General features: G+C 69.5%; 16 protein-coding genes. 6 read left to right on the top strand and 10 right to left on the bottom strand.

Features of this window, described 5'->3' with window-relative positions:
- Positions 1–10 precede the first annotated feature (10 nt).
- The 4 genes from guaB to groES all read right to left on the bottom strand — a co-directional run bounded on the left by guaB (position 11) and on the right by groES (position 5,878).
- A complete protein-coding gene (gene guaB, locus AC5RV6_RS01715) occupies positions 11–1,534 on the bottom strand; it encodes an IMP dehydrogenase (RefSeq protein WP_494005558.1) in 1,524 nt (507 codons plus the stop codon).
- 88 nt (positions 1,535–1,622) lie between these two features.
- Positions 1,623–3,728, bottom strand: a complete 2,106-nt coding sequence (locus AC5RV6_RS01720) for an acyltransferase family protein (protein ID WP_494005559.1) — start codon at positions 3,726–3,728, stop codon at positions 1,623–1,625.
- Positions 3,729–3,904: 176 nt separating this feature from the next.
- Positions 3,905–5,515, bottom strand: coding sequence for a chaperonin GroEL (groL, locus tag AC5RV6_RS01725; protein ID WP_494005560.1), 1,611 nt, complete (start codon positions 5,513–5,515; stop codon positions 3,905–3,907).
- Positions 5,516–5,581: 66 nt separating this feature from the next.
- Positions 5,582–5,878, bottom strand: coding sequence for a co-chaperone GroES (groES, locus tag AC5RV6_RS01730; protein WP_494005561.1), 297 nt, complete (start codon positions 5,876–5,878; stop codon positions 5,582–5,584).
- Between the two features lie 366 nt (positions 5,879–6,244).
- On the opposite strand from groES, the gene AC5RV6_RS01735 reads away from it, so the two are divergent.
- The 4 genes from AC5RV6_RS01735 (at position 6,245) to AC5RV6_RS01750 (ending at position 10,062) form a co-directional block, all read left to right on the top strand.
- Positions 6,245–7,189: a siderophore ABC transporter substrate-binding protein gene (locus AC5RV6_RS01735; protein ID WP_494005562.1), complete on the top strand. Its 945-nt coding sequence runs from the start codon at positions 6,245–6,247 to the stop codon at positions 7,187–7,189.
- A gap of 65 nt (positions 7,190–7,254) precedes the next feature.
- Positions 7,255–8,286 carry an ABC transporter permease gene (locus AC5RV6_RS01740; protein ID WP_494005563.1) on the top strand — a complete coding sequence of 344 codons (1,032 nt, stop codon included), beginning with the start codon at positions 7,255–7,257 and terminating at the stop codon, positions 8,284–8,286.
- Entirely contained in the window at positions 8,279–9,307 is a 1,029-nt protein-coding gene (locus AC5RV6_RS01745; RefSeq protein ID WP_494005564.1) for an iron chelate uptake ABC transporter family permease subunit, read from the top strand. Before AC5RV6_RS01740 ends, AC5RV6_RS01745 begins: the two co-directional genes overlap by 8 nt.
- Complete coding sequence (locus AC5RV6_RS01750; protein WP_494005565.1) at positions 9,304–10,062, top strand: iron ABC transporter ATP-binding protein; 759 nt, start codon at positions 9,304–9,306, stop codon at positions 10,060–10,062. Before AC5RV6_RS01745 ends, AC5RV6_RS01750 begins: the two co-directional genes overlap by 4 nt.
- Positions 10,063–10,077: 15 nt before the next feature.
- On the opposite strand, the gene AC5RV6_RS01755 is transcribed toward AC5RV6_RS01750, so the two are convergent.
- Positions 10,078–11,238: a MalY/PatB family protein gene (locus tag AC5RV6_RS01755; RefSeq protein WP_494005566.1), complete on the bottom strand. Its 1,161-nt coding sequence runs from the start codon at positions 11,236–11,238 to the stop codon at positions 10,078–10,080.
- 92 nt (positions 11,239–11,330) lie between these two features.
- Here AC5RV6_RS01755 and AC5RV6_RS01760 point away from each other — a divergent pair, with 92 nt between their 5' ends.
- Entirely contained in the window at positions 11,331–12,548 is a 1,218-nt protein-coding gene (locus AC5RV6_RS01760; protein WP_494005567.1) for a THUMP-like domain-containing protein, read from the top strand.
- A gap of 49 nt (positions 12,549–12,597) precedes the next feature.
- Here the strand turns inward: AC5RV6_RS01760 and AC5RV6_RS01765 are convergent, their stop codons facing one another.
- Positions 12,598–12,942 carry a hypothetical protein gene (locus AC5RV6_RS01765; protein WP_494005568.1) on the bottom strand — a complete coding sequence of 115 codons (345 nt, stop codon included), beginning with the start codon at positions 12,940–12,942 and terminating at the stop codon, positions 12,598–12,600.
- A gap of 56 nt (positions 12,943–12,998) precedes the next feature.
- Positions 12,999–13,811 carry a shikimate 5-dehydrogenase gene (locus tag AC5RV6_RS01770; RefSeq protein WP_494005569.1) on the bottom strand — a complete coding sequence of 271 codons (813 nt, stop codon included), beginning with the start codon at positions 13,809–13,811 and terminating at the stop codon, positions 12,999–13,001.
- Between the two features lie 150 nt (positions 13,812–13,961).
- Between AC5RV6_RS01770 and AC5RV6_RS01775 the strand changes: the two genes are divergently transcribed.
- Complete coding sequence (locus tag AC5RV6_RS01775) at positions 13,962–15,107, top strand: glutamate--cysteine ligase (RefSeq protein ID WP_494005570.1); 1,146 nt, start codon at positions 13,962–13,964, stop codon at positions 15,105–15,107.
- Between the two features lie 51 nt (positions 15,108–15,158).
- Here AC5RV6_RS01775 and tsaD read toward each other — a convergent pair whose 3' ends face one another.
- Genes tsaD through tsaB form a run of 3 tightly spaced genes read right to left on the bottom strand, consistent with a single transcriptional unit; the run spans position 15,159 to position 17,406 of the window.
- On the bottom strand, positions 15,159–16,226 hold the full coding sequence (gene tsaD / locus AC5RV6_RS01780) for a tRNA (adenosine(37)-N6)-threonylcarbamoyltransferase complex transferase subunit TsaD (RefSeq protein WP_494005571.1): 1,068 nt from the start codon (positions 16,224–16,226) through the stop codon (positions 15,159–15,161).
- On the bottom strand, positions 16,223–16,720 hold the full coding sequence (gene rimI / locus AC5RV6_RS01785; protein WP_494006602.1) for a ribosomal protein S18-alanine N-acetyltransferase: 498 nt from the start codon (positions 16,718–16,720) through the stop codon (positions 16,223–16,225). The genes tsaD and rimI overlap by 4 nt, the downstream gene beginning before the upstream one ends.
- A gap of 17 nt (positions 16,721–16,737) precedes the next feature.
- Positions 16,738–17,406: a tRNA (adenosine(37)-N6)-threonylcarbamoyltransferase complex dimerization subunit type 1 TsaB gene (tsaB, locus tag AC5RV6_RS01790; RefSeq protein WP_494005572.1), complete on the bottom strand. Its 669-nt coding sequence runs from the start codon at positions 17,404–17,406 to the stop codon at positions 16,738–16,740.
- Positions 17,407–17,463: the final 57 nt, after the last annotated feature.

Below are 17,463 nucleotides of genomic sequence, written 5' to 3' on the forward strand. Positions count from 1 at the left end.
GATGCGGGCGCTAGGAGCGCTTGGTGCCGTAGTTCGGCGCCTCCACGGTCATGGTGATGTCGTGCGGGTGCGACTCGCGCAGGCCGGCGGAGGTGATCCGGACGAACTTGCCCTTGGCCTTCAGCTCGGGGATCGTGTGCGCGCCGGTGTAGAACATGGTCTGGCGCAGGCCGCCGACCAGCTGGTGCGCGACGGCGGACAGCGGGCCGCGGTAGGGCACCTGGCCTTCGATGCCCTCGGGAATCAGCTTTTCGTCGCTGGGCACGTCGGCCTGGAAGTAGCGGTCCTTGGAGTAGGAGGTGTTCCGGCCGCGGGTCTGCATGGCGCCCAGGGAGCCCATGCCGCGGTACGCCTTGAACTGCTTGCCCTGCACCAGCACCAGTTCGCCGGGGCTCTCGGCGGAGCCGGCGAGCAGGGAACCGAGCATCACGGTGTCGGCGCCGGCGACGATGGCCTTGCCGATGTCTCCGGAGTACTGCAGGCCGCCGTCGGCGATGACCGGCACGCCGGCCGGAATCGCGGCGCGCGCCGCTTCGTAGATGGCGGTCACCTGGGGTACGCCGACGCCGGCGACCACGCGGGTGGTGCAGATCGAGCCGGGGCCCACGCCGACCTTGATGGCGTCGGCGCCGGCGTCGATCAGCGCCTGGGCGCCGTCGCGGGTCGCCGCCTGCCCGCCGATGACGTCGACGTGGGCGGCGGCAGGATCCTTCTTGAGCCGGGCGATCATGTCCAGCACGCCGGAGCTGTGGCCGTTGGCGGTGTCCACGACCAGCACGTCCACGCCGGCCTCGACCAGGGCCATCGCCCGCTCGTACCCGTCTCCGAAGAAGCCGACGGCGGCACCGACGCGCAGGCGGCCCTCGTCGTCCTTGGTGGCGAGCGGATACTGCTCGGCCTTGTCGAAGTCCTTGACCGTGATCAGGCCCTGCAGCCGGCCGGCGTCATCGACCAGCGGCAGCTTCTCGATGCGGTGCTTGTCCAGCAGCTCCATGGTCTCTTCGGGCGTGATGCCGACCCGTCCGGTGATCAGCGGCATCGGGGTCATCACTTCGGCGACCTTGCGCAGCGGATAGTCGGAGCGCGGGATGAAGCGGGTGTCGCGGTTGGTGACGATGCCCAGCAGGCGCTTCTGGTCGTCGGTGACCGGGAGCCCGGAGACGCGGAAGTGGGCGCAGAGGTCGTCCAGTTCCTGCAGGGTGGCGTCCGGGGAGACGGTCACCGGGTTGGTGATCATGCCGGATTCGCTGCGCTTGACGCGGTCCACGTGCTCGGCCTGGTCCTCGATGGACAGGTTGCGGTGGATCACGCCCAGGCCGCCCTGGCGGGCCATGGCGATGGCCATCCGGGACTCGGTGACGGTGTCCATGGCCGCGGAGATCAGCGGGGTCTGGACGGTGATGCGCCGGGTCAGCCGGGAGCTGGTGTCCGCTTCGGACGGAATGACGTCCGTGAAGCCGGGCAGCAGGAGGACGTCGTCATAGGTCAGGCCGACGAAGCCGAACGGGTCGTGTTCTGGGGACTGCTGGGACAAAGCTGCGCCTCTTTCGCGACGGACCGGGAGGGGATGTGGCCGTTATAAACGGGCTTCTTTCCATCCTAGAACGATCCGGCGGCCCTCCCTATTCCTGCAGGGAATCCGGCAGGACGGCTTCCGGCGCTTCCGCCTCCCAGCCGGTGGCGGCGCGGACCCGTTCGGCGAACACTTCGGCGGTGCTCTCGGCATACGTGCGGGTGACGTGGTCGTGGTCCATGTAGACGGCGACGTTGCCGATGATGCCGGGGCACTCCTCCGCCGTGCAGAGCTGGTCGGTCATGTCGAGCACCCTGACGCCGGGAATCCGCCCGGGCAGGCCCTCAAGCGGCGACACCGCGGCGAGCAGCCCGCTGCGCGGCACCCGGCAGGCCTGGACGTCGAGGTCGTTCGCTTCAAGGCACTTGAACATGTCGAACTCGAACCGCGGGTTGTCCCGCATCGCCAGGACCGTGATTCCCGCCTCGGCGAACGGGCGGACGCCGTCCTCGTAGCCGCCGGCCAGGATCTCGTCCGGACTGGATTCGCGGGTGACCGATGCCACCGTGTACACGGCGTCGGGCCTGCGTTCGAGCACATAGTCCCGGGCCGCCGCGTTGTGCGCGTTGCACTCCGCGGAGCGTTCCGGGTCCTCGGCGCCGTAGCGGCATCCCATCTTCAGGATGGTGACGACGTGCCAGTCGTTGGCCAGCGCCGCGGGCCGCAGCGCGGCGGACCACTGCATGGCGTGCGAGTCGCCCAGGACCAGGATGGTCTTTTCGGCACCCTCGGCGGTGCCGATCTGCTGGCAGTGCCCGTCGAGCACGGAGCCCTCCGCGGGGGCGATGTCCGCGGGGCAGGGGCCGTCGAAGCGGGCCCATTCGCTGTCCAGGTTGGCCGCCGCGGGCTTGACCAGGGCCTGCGTGGAGCCGGCGTGTTCGAAGTCCGGGTCCAGCACCCGGGCTCCGGGATTGTCCGCGATGCTCTGCTGCTGCAGCTGCCGCGCGTCGGCGTGGGCCTTCGCCTGGGCCCCGGCCAGCGGCAGGGCCACGAGGGCGGCGCACGCGGCGGTGACGACGGCGCTGCGCCGGGTGGTGGCCTCGGACCAGTGCCAGCCGCGCAGCGGTCGCTCCACCAGCCGGGTGGTCAGCAGGGCCAGCACCAGTGAGGCCGCGATGACCACCGCGCCGTCCGCCAGCCCCGCCCTCGGCTGGTTGCTCCAGGCGAGCCAGAACACCAGCAGCGGCCAGTGCCACAGGTACAGCGCATAGGAGTTGTCCCCCAGCTTCACCAGCGGGGCCCAGGCCAGGAGCCGATCGGCTCCCCAGCGCAGCCCCGTGTGTCCTGCGGCAATGATCAGGGCGGCGGCCAGCAGGGGCCATAGGGCGATCCATCCCGGGAACTGCTGCTGGACCTGCAGGATCAGGCCGCAGCTGAGCATCGCGGCCAGGCCGATCCACCCCATGGCGCCGCGCACGGCGGCCGGCAGGCGCAGATACGGCAGCAGCAGCGCCAGGAGTGAACCCAGCGCGAATTCCCAGAGTCGGGTCCGGGTGTCGAAGTAGGCGTAGGCCTGGTTGGTCGCCGTCTGCTGGACGGAGAAGGCGAGCGAGGCGGCAAACACGGCTCCGAACACCGCAACCAGCAGCGGCCGCGGGCGCAGCCCGAACCGGCGCACGGCGAACGCCGCCGCGGCGAACAGCAGCGGCCACAGGACAAAGACCTGGCCCTGGACCGACAGGGACCAGAAGTGCTGCAGCGGGCTGGCGGTGCTGTTGTCGCGTTCGTAGTAATCGACGGCGCTGTTGGCCAGGACCCAGTTCTGGACGTACAGCAGTGATGCCCAGCCCTGCCGGAACAGGCTGCTCCAGGTGCTGACCGGCAGCAGCATCGCCGCACCCGCCAGCACCGCCAGCAGGACCAGGCCGGCTGCCGGAACCAGGCGCTTGAAGGCGCGGGCCCAGTACCGGGCCAGCTCCAGCGGGCGGCCGGCTTCAAGCCGGCGGGCGAAGGAACCGGTGAGCAGGAAGGCGGAGATCAGCAGGAAAATGTCCACCCCGCCGGAAACCCGGCCGAGCCAGACGTGGTAGAGCACCACCAGCACGACGGCCAGGGCCCGCAGGCCCTGTACCTCCGGTCGGTACACGCTGCGGGGTGCCGCGTTGGGGTTGCCGGAGGCAGGCCGGGCTGGCGCCTGGAGCCGGGATGCGGACACGGAGGAGTCCCTTTCGGTCGGTGGACAACCTCACGAGTTTATCGGCGCGGTGCAAATCGGCCGCCGGCGCGGAGGGAACGAGAGCGCCGTCACAGGCACCGGGACCGGCGGCCTGAGGACGAAAAAGTCCCCGCCCGGCGACTGCCGGACGGGGACTTCCTCTTCAGCGGTGCTGCTTAGTGCTGGTGACCGTGATCGTCCGCGTCGTCGGAGGGCTTCTCCACAACGAGGGCTTCGGTGGTCAGCACCAGGGCTGCGATCGAAGCCGCGTTGCGCAGCGCCGAGCGGGTGACCTTCACCGGGTCGATGACGCCGGCGTCGATCATGTTGCCGTATTCGCCGGTCGCGGCGTTGAAGCCGTTGTTGACCTCCAGGTCGCCGACCTTGGAGACCACGACCATGCCTTCGGCCCCGGCGTTCTCGGCGATCCAGCGCAGCGGCTGAGCCAGCGCGCGGCGGACCAGGCCGACGGCGGTGGCGGCGTCGCCTTCCAGCTTGGCCACCTCCGGATCGGTGTCGAGGGCCTTGGCGGCGTGCACCAGGGCGGAACCGCCGCCGGCGACGATGCCCTCTTCAAGGGCGGCGCGGGTGGAGGACACGGCATCTTCGATGCGGTGCTTCTTTTCCTTCAGCTCCACCTCGGTGGCGGCACCCACGCGGATGACGCCGACGCCGCCGGAGAGCTTGGCCAGGCGTTCCTGCAGCTTCTCGCGGTCCCAGTCGGAGTCGGTGCGCTCCACCTCGGCGCGGATCTGGGCCACCCGCTCGGCGACGTCGGCTTCGGAGCCGGCGCCGTCGACGATGGTGGTGGTGTCCTTGGTGACGGTCACGCGGCGGGCGGAGCCCAGCACCTCAAGGCCGACGGCGTCCAGCTTCAGGCCGAGGTCCGGGGACACGACCTGGGCGCCGGTCAGCACGGCGATGTCCTGCATCATGGCCTTGCGGCGGTCACCGAAGCCCGGGGCCTTGACGGCCACGACGTTCAGGGTGCCGCGCAGCTTGTTGACCACGAGGGTGGACAGCGCTTCGCCGTCGACGTCCTCGGCGATGATGAACAGCGGCTTGCCGGCCTGCAGTACCTTCTCCAGCAGCGGCAGGAACTCCGCCACGGAGGAGATCTTGCCGGAGTTGATGAGGATGAGCGCGTCCTCGAGGACGGCTTCCTGGCGCTCCGGGTCGGTGACGAAGTGCGGGGACAGGTAGCCCTTGTCGAACTGCATGCCCTCGGTGACGACCAGGTCGGTCTGAGTCGAGGAGGATTCCTCGATGGTGATGACGCCTTCCTGGCCGACCTTCTCGAAGGCCTGGGCCAGCAGTTCGCCGATCTCCATGCTCTGCGCGGAGATGGCCGCGACGTGGGCAACCTGGTTGCCTTCGACGGCCTTGGCGTTCTCCAGCAGGCGGTTGGCGACGGCGTCCACGGACACCTCGATGCCGCGCTTCAGCGCGCCCGGGGCGGCGCCGGCGGCCACGTTGCGCAGGCCTTCCTTGACCAGGGCCTGGGCGAGGACGGTGGCGGTGGTGGTGCCGTCGCCGGCGACGTCGTTGGTCTTCGTGGCGACTTCCTTCGCCAGCTGGGCGCCGAGGTTCTCGTACGGATCCTCCAGCTCCACCTCGCGGGCGATGGTCACGCCGTCATTGGTGATGGTGGGGGCGCCCCAGGTCTTGGCGAGCACCACATTGCGGCCGCGCGGGCCCAGGGTCACCTTGACGGTGTTGGCCAGCTTGTCGACGCCGGCTTCCAGAGAGCGCCGGGCGGAGTCGTTGAACTCCAACTGCTTAGACATATGTGTCCCTTCCGAGAACTGCGTCAGAAAACCCCGGCCGCATCGGGCCGGGGTTCTCCCGTGGAACTACTTGGTGACGACAGCGAGGACGTCGCGGGCGGAGAGGATGAGGTACTCCTCGCCGCCGTGCTTGACCTCGGTTCCGCCGTACTTGGAGTAGATGACGACGTCGCCCTCGGCAACATCGACGGGGACGCGGTTGCCGTTGTCATCGACACGGCCCGGTCCAACCGCGACGACCTGCCCCTCCTGGGGCTTCTCCTTCGCGGTATCCGGGATCACCAGGCCGGAAGCGGTGGTCTGCTCGGCTTCGAGCGGACGGACAACAATACGATCCTCAAGGGGCTTGATAGAGACCGACACTCGGGCTCTCCTTTGCGTAGTTCTGCTAACGGACTGTGGACCGAAAGTTGGCGCTGGCCGTCGTCGCGGTGCCGGTTGGCGCTTCCCTTACGGAATTAGCACCCGCACAGCGGGAGTGCTAGTTGAGACTTTATGCACTGGTTAGCACTCGGTCAAGCAGAGTGCCAGCAACGGCGGCACCCCTCTGGAGCGCATATTCAACCTGGCCCGTCAAGCCGGAAGACGCCGGTGTCACAGAGTGGGACTGGAAGTTGCTTAGCCTTGCCTAACCCATGTAGCTTTCAACTGCGCGCACCAATTAGCAAACATTTGCGTGACCTATTCTCCGCACCGCCGGTAAGTCACCCTGAGATCCACGGAGCCCCCATGATCGCCAAGTCCCGCCTGCTGGCCGGCATCGCCCTCGTGTCCCTGCTGGCCCTGAGCGCCTGCTCCACCGAGAGCGCGTCCGCCGAGGCACCGTCGACAGCGCCGTCGACCATCTCCGTCGAGCACGAGCAGGGCACCACCGAGGTTCCCGTGAACCCCGAGACCGTCTACGCCTTCGACCTGGGCGCCCTGGACACCCTGGACGCGCTCGGCGTCGAGGTGGACGGCGTTCCCGCAGCCAACTTCCCCGGAAGCCTGTCCAAGTACGACGGCGAGGAATACGAGAAGATCGGCAGCATGAAGGAGCCGGACTTCGAGGCCATCAGCGCCGGCGCTCCGGACCTGATCATCATGTCCGGCCGCGTCGCCGACTCCTACGAGGAGCTCAGCAAGATCGCCCCGACCATCAACCTCAGCGTCTCCAATGAGGACCCGTGGGCCTCCTTCGAGGAAAACACCGAGATCCTCGGCCAGATCTTCGATAAGGAAGAGGAAGCCGCCGAGGCCCTGGCCGCCCTGGACGAGTCCGTCGAGGAGACCAAGGCCGCAGCTGCCGACGCCGGAACCGGCCTGATCGTGATGACCAGCGGCGGCGAAATGACCGCCTACGGCGCCGGCTCCCGCTTCGGCCTGATCCACGACGTGCTGGGCGTCCAGACCGCTGCCGACATCGCCTCGGACGGCAAGCACGGCGAGGCTGTGGCCTTCGAGTACATTGCCGACACCAACCCGGACCACCTGTTCGTGATCGACCGCGACGCAGCCGTCGGCCAGGCCGGCGAGGCAGCATCCGCCGTGCTCGACAACGAGCTGGTCAAGGGCACCAACGCCGCGAAGAACGGGAAGATCACCATGCTGGATTCCTCCAGCTGGTACCTGGTCGGCTACGGGCTGAACAACGTGCAGTCCCAGGTCGACACCATCCTGGAAGCCATTTCCTAGCACCCCCGCTCCCGCGGTTCCGGCCCCGCCGGGCCGGAACCGCGGCACTTCCCACGGATCGTGACATGACCGCAGCGCTCACCGCTCCCCCGACTCCGGCACCGGCCGGAGAACCGCCCAGGCCCCGCCGCTTTACCCAGGCCGGGGCCCTTGCCGTGTCCGGGCTCGCCGTCCTGGCGCTGGCCGTTGCCAGCATGTTCATCGGCGTCTCCGACGTCTCGCTGGGCGCGTTGCTCGCCGGGGACGCCCATGCGTGGGACATGTTCTGGATCTCCCGCCTCCCCCGGACCCTGGCCGTGGTGCTGGCGGGCATGGCGCTGAGCGTGGCCGGGCTGATCATGCAGCTGATGGCCCGCAACAAGTTCGTGGAGCCCTCGACCGTGGGCACGGTGGAGTCGGCGTCCCTGGGCATCCTGGTCGTCACGGTGCTGCTTCCCGGTGCGTCCCTGTTCCTCAAGATGGGCGTCGCTTCCGTCTTCGCCATGGCCGGCACCGCCCTGTTCCTGCTCGTGCTGCGCCGGATCCCGCTGCGCAACACCCTGCTGGTGCCCCTCGTCGGCATCATGCTCGGCGGCGTGATCGCCGCGGTTACCACCTTCTTCGCCTACCGCTGGGACCTGCTGCAGACCCTCAACAGCTGGACCGTCGGTGACTTCTCCGGGGTGCTGCGCGGGCGCTACGAACTGCTCTGGATCGTCGCCGCGCTGACCCTCGTCGGGTACCTGGCCGCCAACCGCTTCACGGTGGCCGGCATGGGCCAGGAGTTCACCACCAACCTCGGCCTGAACTACAACCAGGTGATGCGCCTGGGCCTGGTCATCGTGTCCCTGATCAGCGCCGTCGTCGTCGTGTCGGTCGGTTCCATTCCCTTCCTCGGCCTGATCGTGCCGAACCTCGTGTCCCTGATGATCGGTGACAATGTGCGCCGCGCCGTGCCCTGGGTCGCCGTTTTCGGCGCCGGGTTCGTGCTGCTCTGCGACATCATCAGCCGCACCATCCGCTTCCCCTACGAAATTCCGGTGGGCGTGATCGTCTCCGCCCTGGGCAGCGCCCTGTTCCTGTACCTGCTCCTGCGAAAGCGCTCCGCCCGTGGCTAAGCCCTCCCCCGACTCGGCGGTTTCTCCGCTGCCCCAGGCCATGACCGCGTCCCGGCGCCGGCCCGTCCGCTCCGTCTCCCCGCGGACCTGGATCCTCATCCTCGGCATCGCCGCCGCCGTCCTGGTGCTGCTGTTCATGACCATCGACCTGCGCGGCAACCTCGGCTATGTCCTGCCGCGTCGCGCGATCAAGGTCGGAACCATGATCCTGGTGGCCTATGCCGTGGCCGTGTCCACCGTGCTGTTCCAGACCGTGACCGGCAACCGGATCCTGACACCGTCGATCATGGGCTTCGACGCCCTGTACCTGCTGATCCAGACGGTCCTCGTCTTCGCCCTCGGCGGGCAGGCGCTGCTCGCCGCCCCCGAGTCCGTCCGCTTCCTCCTCGAGATCGCCCTCATGGTCGGCTTCTCGTTCCTGCTCTACCGCTGGCTGTTCACCGGCGGCGGGCGCAGCCTGCACCTGATGCTGCTGGTGGGCATCGTCTTCGGCACCATGTTCCGGGGATTCAACTCGCTGCTGCAGCGGCTGATCGATCCCAGCGAGTTCATCATCCTGCAGGACCTGTTCTTCGCCAGCTTCAACCGGGTCAACCCCACCCTGCTGGGCGTCTCGATCGTGGCCGTCGCCGCCGTGTCCGTGGTCGCCTGGCGGATGCGCCACCAGTTCGACGTCCTTTCGCTGGGCCGTGAAACAGCCATCAACCTGGGCGTGGAACACCGCAGCGCCGTCACCAGGACACTGCTGATCTGCTCGGTGCTGGTGGCCGTGTCCACCGCACTGGTCGGGCCGATCACGTTCTTCGGCCTGCTGATCGCCTCGCTGGCCTACCAGCTGTGCTCCCGCTTCCGGCACGCCGCCGTCCTGCCCATCGCCGTCTTCCTGGGCATCATCGCCCTCGTCGGCGGCCAGCTGGTCCTCGAGCAGGTGTTCTCCTTCGACACCGCGCTCAGCATCATCATCGAATTCGTCGGAGGAATCGTCTTCATCCTCCTGCTGCTGAAAGGCTCCATCAAATGATCCAGGTCTCCGGCGTTACCAAGCGGTATGGAACGCAGACCGTGGTGGACGCGGTCACCTGCTCCATCGCCGACGGCGGCATCACCTCGATCATCGGCCCCAACGGGGCCGGCAAGTCCACGCTGCTGTCCATGATCAGCCGCCTGCTGCCGCTGGATGCCGGATCGGTCTCCGTGGACGGGCTCGACGTCGTCGCCACTCCCGGGCGCGACCTGGCCCGGCGCATGGCCATCCTGCGCCAGGACAACCAGCTGACCGTGCGCCTGACCGTGCGGGACCTGGTCGGTTTCGGCCGCTACCCGCACAACGGCGGCCGGCCGACGGCCGAGGACAAGGCCCACATCGAGCGGGCCATGGAGTACCTGGACCTGACCGCGCTGGCCGACAAGTTCGTCGACGAGCTGTCCGGCGGCCAGCGCCAGCGCGCCTTCATTGCCATGGTGCTGGCCCAGGACACCGACTACCTGCTCCTGGACGAGCCGCTGAACAACCTGGACATGAAGCACTCGGTGGAGATGATGCGCCTGCTGCGCCGCCTGGCCGACGACTTCGGCAAGACGGTGGTGCTGGTCATCCACGACATCAACTTCGCGTCCTGCTACTCCGACAACATCATCGCCATGGCCGACGGGCGCCTGCTGCACCAGGGCACGCCGGAGCAGATCATGCGGCCCGAGGTGCTCCAGGACATCTACGAGATCGACATCCGCATCGAGGACATCGAGGGCAACCGGATCGGCGTCTACTTCGCGTAGCGGCCGCCCGGCGAATCAGGCTCCCGACGCCGGGACCGCCGCCAGCCGGCGCAGCGCCTCCTGAAGCACCTCCGGCGAGCAGCCGAAGTTGAGCCGGGCCCGCCCGGTGCCTTCCGAGCCGAACTTCAGCCCGGATTCCAGCGCCACCTGCGCCTGCTCCAGCGCGGTTCCGGCCGGGTCCTCGCCCCAGCCGAGGCCGCGGAAATCCAGCCAGGCCAGGTAGCCGGCGTCGGGAATCCGATACCGGACCTGCGGCAGTTCCGCGGCCAGCAGGTCGGCCAGAAGCTTCCGGTTCGCGTCCAGGGCCGCCAGGACATCGTCCAGCCAGGGATCGGCGTCGGTGTAGGCGGCCGTGGTCCCGGCCAGGCCAAGGATGCTGGTCCGGAAGCCGACCTCGGCCGGCATCGCATCCAGCAGCAGCCGGGTGCGGTCATCGGAGGCAATCATCAGTGCACATTTGGCCCCGGCGATGTTCCAGCCCTTGCTCGCAGCGGTGACGCACACACCCACCGCACGGGCGGCGTCGGACACCGAGAGGAACGGCGTGAACTCGCTCGGCCGGTACACGAGCGGGGCGTGGATCTCGTCACTGACCACCCGCACGCCGTACTGCCCGGCCAGGTCCGCCACCCGTGCCAGGGTGTGCCTGTCGTGCACCAGGCCCAGCGGGTTGTGCGGGTTGCACAGCAGGAACGCCTCGACACCGTCGTCGGCAAAGGCCTCCTCCAGGCCGGCCAGGTCCAGCGACCAGCCGTCCGGGCCTTCAAGCAGCGGCACCTCGCGCACCACGGCCCCGGCCTCGACCGGCAGTTCGAAGAACGGCGGATAGACCGGCGGCGTGATGACCACTTCCCCGCCCGGGCGCACGGCCTGCCGGAGGGCCTCGACGATGGCGACGCTGACGTCGGTGGTGGTGCGCACGTCCGCCGGGTCCACCTGCCAGCCCCACCGGCGCGCCGCGAACCCGGCAAAGGCAGGTCCCACCGGACCGGGGCCGGAGACGTAGCCGACGTCGGAGGCTTCGATCCGGCCGATCATCGCGGCGCTGACCGCCGGCGCCAGCGGAAAGTCCATTTCCGCCACGAACAGCGGCAGCACGTCCTCGGAGTAGGTGCGCCACTTGGCGCTGGTGCGCCGGCGCAGGACGTCAAGGGGATCAGCGGCAAGGTTGCTCATGGCCCCAACCTATCGAACCCGTGCGCCCGGGGCACCCGGTCCGAGGGCCGCCGCACGCCCGGGCCGCTCCGGCAGCCACTAGGCTTGTAGGCATGCCCGATACTTCCCTCGCCCATGTCCTGACCCCGGAGGGATGGGAACTGCTCAACTCGCTCGGCCCCTATCTGGAGTCCGAGTCCCTGAAGCTGAACACCGACCTGCGCCGGGCCGGGCACTCCCCCGAGCTGGTGGCGGCGGTGCTGACCCAGGCGAAGCTGCGCATGAAGGCCCGGGGCAAGTTCGGTCCGTTCGCCGAGCACATGCTGTTCACGGCGCCCGGCCTGGAGCAGGCCACCCGGCTGAACGTCGCCGCGCTGCACGCCCAGCGTTTCCAGCAGGCCGGCCTGCAGAAGGTGGCGGACCTGGGCTGCGGCATCGGTGCCGATTCGCTGGCCCTGGCCACCCTGGACCGCGAGGTCACCGCCGTCGAGCTCGATGAAATCACCGCCGCGGCCGCGACCATCAACCTGATGCCGTGGCCCAACGCGAAAGTGGTCCAGGGCGATGCGGAGAGCTTCGACGTCTCGGGGTTCGACGGCGTGTGGCTGGATCCGGCGCGCCGGTCCACTTCGTCCTCGGGTACCCGGCGGATCTTCGACCCGGAGGCGTTTTCCCCGCCGCTGTCCTTCGTCGAGAAGCTCGCGGACACAGGCATGCCGGTGGGCGTGAAGATGGGGCCGGGCATTCCGCACGAATCGCTGCCGGCCGGCTGCGAGGCCCAGTGGGTGTCGGTGGACGGCGACGTCACCGAAGCCACGCTGTGGTTCAACACCCTGGCGCGCGAGGGCGTGCGGCGGGCCGCGCTGGTCATCAGCGACGGCGGCGCGGCCGAGCTGACCAGCCCGGTGGACTATGACCCCGCAGCCCAGGACGTGGAGACCGGGCCGGCCGAGGGATTCCTGTACGAGCCGGACGGCGCGGTGATCCGCGCCGGGCTGGTGGCCGACGTCGCCCGCGCCCTCGACGGGCACCTGCTGGATCCGCAGATCGCCTACATCGCGGCGCCCGAAGCCATGTACTCGCCGTTCGCGCGCGGCTACCGGATCGACCATGTGCGCCCGTACAACGTGCGGTCGCTGAAGGCCTGGGTGCGGGAGGAAGGCATCGGGGTGCTGGACATCAAGAAGCGCGGCATGTCCGTGACGCCCGAGGAGCTGCGCCGGCAGCTGCTGTCCGGCGGGGCCAAGGGCCCGAACAAGGCGACCCTGGTGCTGACCCGGATCGGCGAGGAACGGGTCGCGATCGTCGTCGAGCCGCTGCCGTCAGCCTAGGGCCGAAGCAGGAGCCGCGGCGGTCATCTGCCGCCGTTATCTGAGCCGGTTATCTGCGCCGGTTGCCGGGAGAGGGCCAGGTGTCGTCTCCGGCCACCCGCTCCTGGGCTTCGGCAGCGAGCTCAGCGACCATGGCCCGCGTGGGCGCCGGGCGCCCCAGGCTGCGCGCTGCCAGGCTGGATCCGGCGTAGGCCTCGCGGACCGCACGCCGTGCGTCCTCGGAAAGGCCGGCGAAAAGTTCCGGCCAGGCGTCCGCCGGGTCGAGGTCGGACGTGATGACGTCCGGCCGCATCCAGATTGGCTGCCGTCCCATCAGGCGCAGGATCACGTGCTCGCGCATCTCCTGCATCTGCAGCTCTGTCCACTCAGAATCGGTCCGGTCCCGGTCCGTCATCGCTCCGCCTTCCCTGTCCGTTGGGTTCCTGTCTGTTCTCCCGCTGCCGTGCGCGGTCAGGCCCGCGAGAACTCGCCGGCTTCACGCACGAGTTCGGGTGCGGGCCGGACCCCGGTATACAGGACGAACTGTTCCTCCGCCTGGCCCGCGATCACCTCGGCGCCGGTGATCACCGGTTTGCCCGCAGCCCGTGCCGCCCTGATCAGCGGCGTTTCGGCGGGCAGGGCGACCACGTCGAACACCGTGGCCGCGGCGGCGACAGCCTCGTCGCTGAAGGCCTGCACATGCTCGTCCGCTCCGGCCATGCCCAGCGGGGTGACGTTGATCAGCAGGTCGGCAGCCAGCCCGGCGTCGTCGGCGGCCCAGGCGAAACCGTACTGCTCCGCGAGTCCCTTCCCGGTCACCGGGTTGCGGGCCAGGATGGTCACGTTCCGGAACCCGGCATCCCGCAGGGCGGCGGCCACCGCCTTGGCCATTCCGCCGGAGCCGCGGAGCAGCACCGAGGAGCCGGGCGGAACGTCATGTTCGGCCAGCAGCCGGGCGATGGCCAGGTAGTCGGTGTTGTACGCGGTCAGGACGCCGTCATCGTTGACGATGGTGTTGACCGACGCGATCGCCTGCGCGGAGGGGTCCATGCGGTCCACCAGCGCAATGACTTCCTCCTTGTACGGCATGGACACCGCGCAGCCCCGGATCGGCAGGCCGCGGACACCTGCTATGGCCTGTGCCAGGTCCGTCGGGGCGAAGGCCTTGTAGACGTAGTTCAGGCCGAGCTTTTCGTACAGGTAGTTGTGGAACCTCGTTCCGATGTTGCTGGGCCGGGCTGCCAGCGAGATGCACAGGACCATGTCTTTGTTCAGGATCGGCATCTGACCATTATGGCGGCCGCCGCCTCCTGCCCGGCCTTTGGGGAGGTGGATCGGCGGCGCCCCGGCCGCCGATAGGATTGAAGCCGGTTCTTCCGGGCTCACAGCAGCACCGGTCACCGGATCCAACCACCGAGCAGCCGGGAGACATTTGTGGAAATAGAGTTCGCCGCGTCCGCGCAGTCGACCCTGGGCGTGGAATGGGAGCTGGCGCTGGTGGACCGCGCCGACGGCGGGCTGGTCTCCGTGGCCGATGAGGTCCTGGCGCGGCTGTGCGCCGACGCCGGCCTGGAACCGGGCAGCGAGCATCCCCAGGTGAAGCAGGAGCTGCTGGAAAACACCGTCGAACTGGTCACCGGGATCTGCACCACCGTGGCCGAGGCGAAGGCGGACCTGGCCCGTTCCATGGCCGCCGTCCGGCGGGTCACCGACCCCATGGGAGTTGAACTGTTCTGCGCCGGAACGCACCCCTTCGCGGCGCCGCGCTCCCAGCCGGTCACGGACAAGGAACGTTACGCGAAGCTGATCGACCGGACGCAGTGGTGGGGCCAGCAGATGCTCATTTACGGCGTGCACGTGCACGTGGGGCTGGACTCCCGGGACAAGGCGCTTCCGGTCCTGGACGGGCTGGTCAACTACTTCCCGCATTTCCAGGCCCTGTCCGCCTCCTCCCCGTTCTGGGGCGGCGAAGACACCGGCTACGCGTCGCAGCGGGCGCTGATGTTCCAGCAGCTGCCCACCGCGGGGCTGCCGTTCCAGTTCCGCACCTGGGCCGAGTACGAGGGCTATGTGCAGGACATGTTCACCACCGGCGTCATCGACACGATCAGCGAGATCCGCTGGGACATCCGCCCCGTGCCGGGCCTGGGCACCATCGAGATGCGGGTGTGTGACGGCCTGGCCACCCTGGAGGAGGTCGGCGCCGTCGCCGCCCTGACCCAGTGCCTGGTCGATGAGTTCTCCACCATCCTGGACAACGGCGGCACCATTCCCACCATGCCGCCGTGGCACGTGCAGGAGAACAAATGGCGGGCTGCCCGGTACGGGCTGGACGCCATCATCATCCTTGACGCGGCGGGCAACGAAAAGCTGGTCACCGACCACCTGCTCGAGGACGTCCTCCCGCGCCTGGCGCCGGTCGCGGAAAAGCTCGGCTGCACCGGGGAGCTCGCCGATGTGGCGCGCATCATCGAGCGCGGCGCCGGATATCAGCGCCAGCGGCGCGCCGCCGATGCGAACGGCGGGGACCTGCGCGCCGTCGTGCGGGACAACGTGCAGCAGCTGCGCGGCGAAGCCTAGCGCCTCCCGGCCCGCCGGCCCGCCAGCGGGCCGGGAGCCTGCCGGGATTCCTCAGAGGCTGATGTGCGACACCGGCTGCGACGGGTCCGGCGCGAAGCCCAGGTCGCTCGGCTGTACCCCGGCCATCACCACCTGGGCGCCCAGCGCGGCGATCATTGCGCCGTTGTCGGTGCACAGGCTGATCGGCGGGACCCGCAGCTTGATGCCGGCCGCCGCGCACCGCTCCTCCGCCAGGGCGCGCAGGCGGGAGTTGGCCGCCACTCCCCCGCCGAGCAGCAGATGCGTGATGCCGTGCTCGGTGCAGGCGAGCACCGCCTTCGCGGTGATCACATCGACCACGGCCTCCTGGAAGGAGGCGGCGATGTCGGCCACCGGCAGGGGTACGCCGGCGGCCTCGTACTGCTCCACGCAGCGGGCGACGGCGGTCTTCAGGCCCGAGAAGGACCAGTCGTACCGGTGCGGTCCCGGCTGCTCCGCCGTCCCCATGTATTTGGGCTGGGTGAGGCCGCGCGGGAAGCGGATCGCCGTCGGGTTCCCCTCCCGCGCCAGTTTGTCGATGACCGGCCCGCCCGGGTAGCCGAGGCCCAGGATGCGGGCCACCTTGTCGTAGGCTTCGCCGGCGGCGTCGTCAATGGTGGAGCCGAGCAGCTCGACGTCGGAGGACAGCGAGCGCACCCGCAGGATTTCGGTGTGCCCGCCGGAGACCAGCAGGGCGCCGAGGTTCTCCGGCAGCGCCCCGCCGTCGAGCACGCCGACTCCCACATGCGCGACCAGGTGGTTGATGGCGTACAGCGGCTTCCCGGTGGCCACCGCGAGCGCCTTCGCGGCGGCCACGCCCACCATCAGCGCCCCGGACAGCCCCGGCCCGGAGGTGACGGCGATGGCGTCAAGGTCCGCCAGCGTCACCTGAGCCTCGTCCAGGGCGGCCTGCAGCGTGGGAATGAAGGCTTCAAGGTGGGCGCGCGAGGCAATCTCGGGGATCACGCCGCCAAACCGCACATGCTCCTCCATGGAGGACGAGACCGTGTTGGTCAGCAGCGTTTCTCCCCGGACAATGCCCACGCCCGTCTCGTCGCAGGAGGATTCGATGCCGAGCACCAGCGGTTCGGTGCGGTTCATGAGGGGTCCTTTTCGATGAGGGGGTCGGAGGGGTCCGCGCCGCGGCGGGCGGGCGGGCCCTGCCACTCGTGGAGCGGCAGCTGCATGATCAGCGCGTCCACGCCGTCGCGGTAATAGCGCGGCCGGACGTGGATCTGCCGGAAGCCGAACCATTGGTACAGGCGCTGGGCACGGGGGTTGTCGCGGCGCACCTCGAGCAGCACGTCCGCCGCACCCCGCCGGCGCGCTTCCTCGATGAGCAGTGTCAGCAGGCGCGAGCCGACGCCGGCGCCCTCCCGTTCCGGCACGACGGCGATAGTCTGCACGTCGGCGATGGGCAGCACGCACATCAGCCCGGCGTAGCCGATGATCCGCCCGTCCCCGTCCTCGGCCACGTAGTAGGCGCGGGTGTCGGAGTGGGCGAGCTCATCCCGGAACATCTGCAGCGGCCAGGCGTCGATGGGAAACAGTGCGGTTTCCAGCCGGTGCACCAGCGGCAGGTCCGCGGTGGTCATGGGGCGGAGGGAGACACTCACAGCGCGCGCTTCCGCGGTCCGGGAACCTTCGCATCGGATTCACGCAGGTACAGGGGCGCCGGGTCGGGCAGCGGCAGGCCCCGGCTCAGCGGCACGACGGCGGCCCGGCCCAGGGCGGCGGCGGTGGGCTGCGCGGAGGCGAAGGCCGGGACGGCGGGCAGCACCCCGTCGTAGAGGCCGGCACCGGCGCCGTAGGCCGGCAGCTGCGGCAGCTCGCCGGCGGCGCCCACATGCGGGCCGTCGATCAGATGGGCCGTGCCGCCGGTGCTCTGGTAGCGGGCCCAGTAGACCTCGCGGCGGCGGGCGTCGGTGGCCACCAGGAACTCGTCAACGCCGGAGCGCCACGCGTCCAGGGCCGCGTCGAAGGCCAGGGCATCCAGGCTCATCATTCCGTGCAGCGGCTTGCCCCAGGCGAACGCAAGGGTGCGGGCGGTGGCGATTCCCGCACGGAGCCCGGTGAAGGGGCCGGGGCCGACGCCGACGACCAGCGCGTCGAGCTCGGCCGGCGCGGTACCGCCTTCGGCGAGCAGGTCCCGAATGGCCGGGGCGAGCACCTCGGCATGGCTGCGGGTGTCCTCGGTCGCGAACTCGGCCAGGATCTCTCCCTCCCCGGTCAGCAGCGCGGCGCTTGCAATGGCGGAGGTATCGAGGCAGAGAATCAGCACGGTGCCTATTTTACGTCCCCTGGCTCCGGGCCCGGCACGGCGCGGAGGGCCCCGGGG

The sequence above is a fragment of the Arthrobacter saudimassiliensis genome (assembly GCF_059090665.1).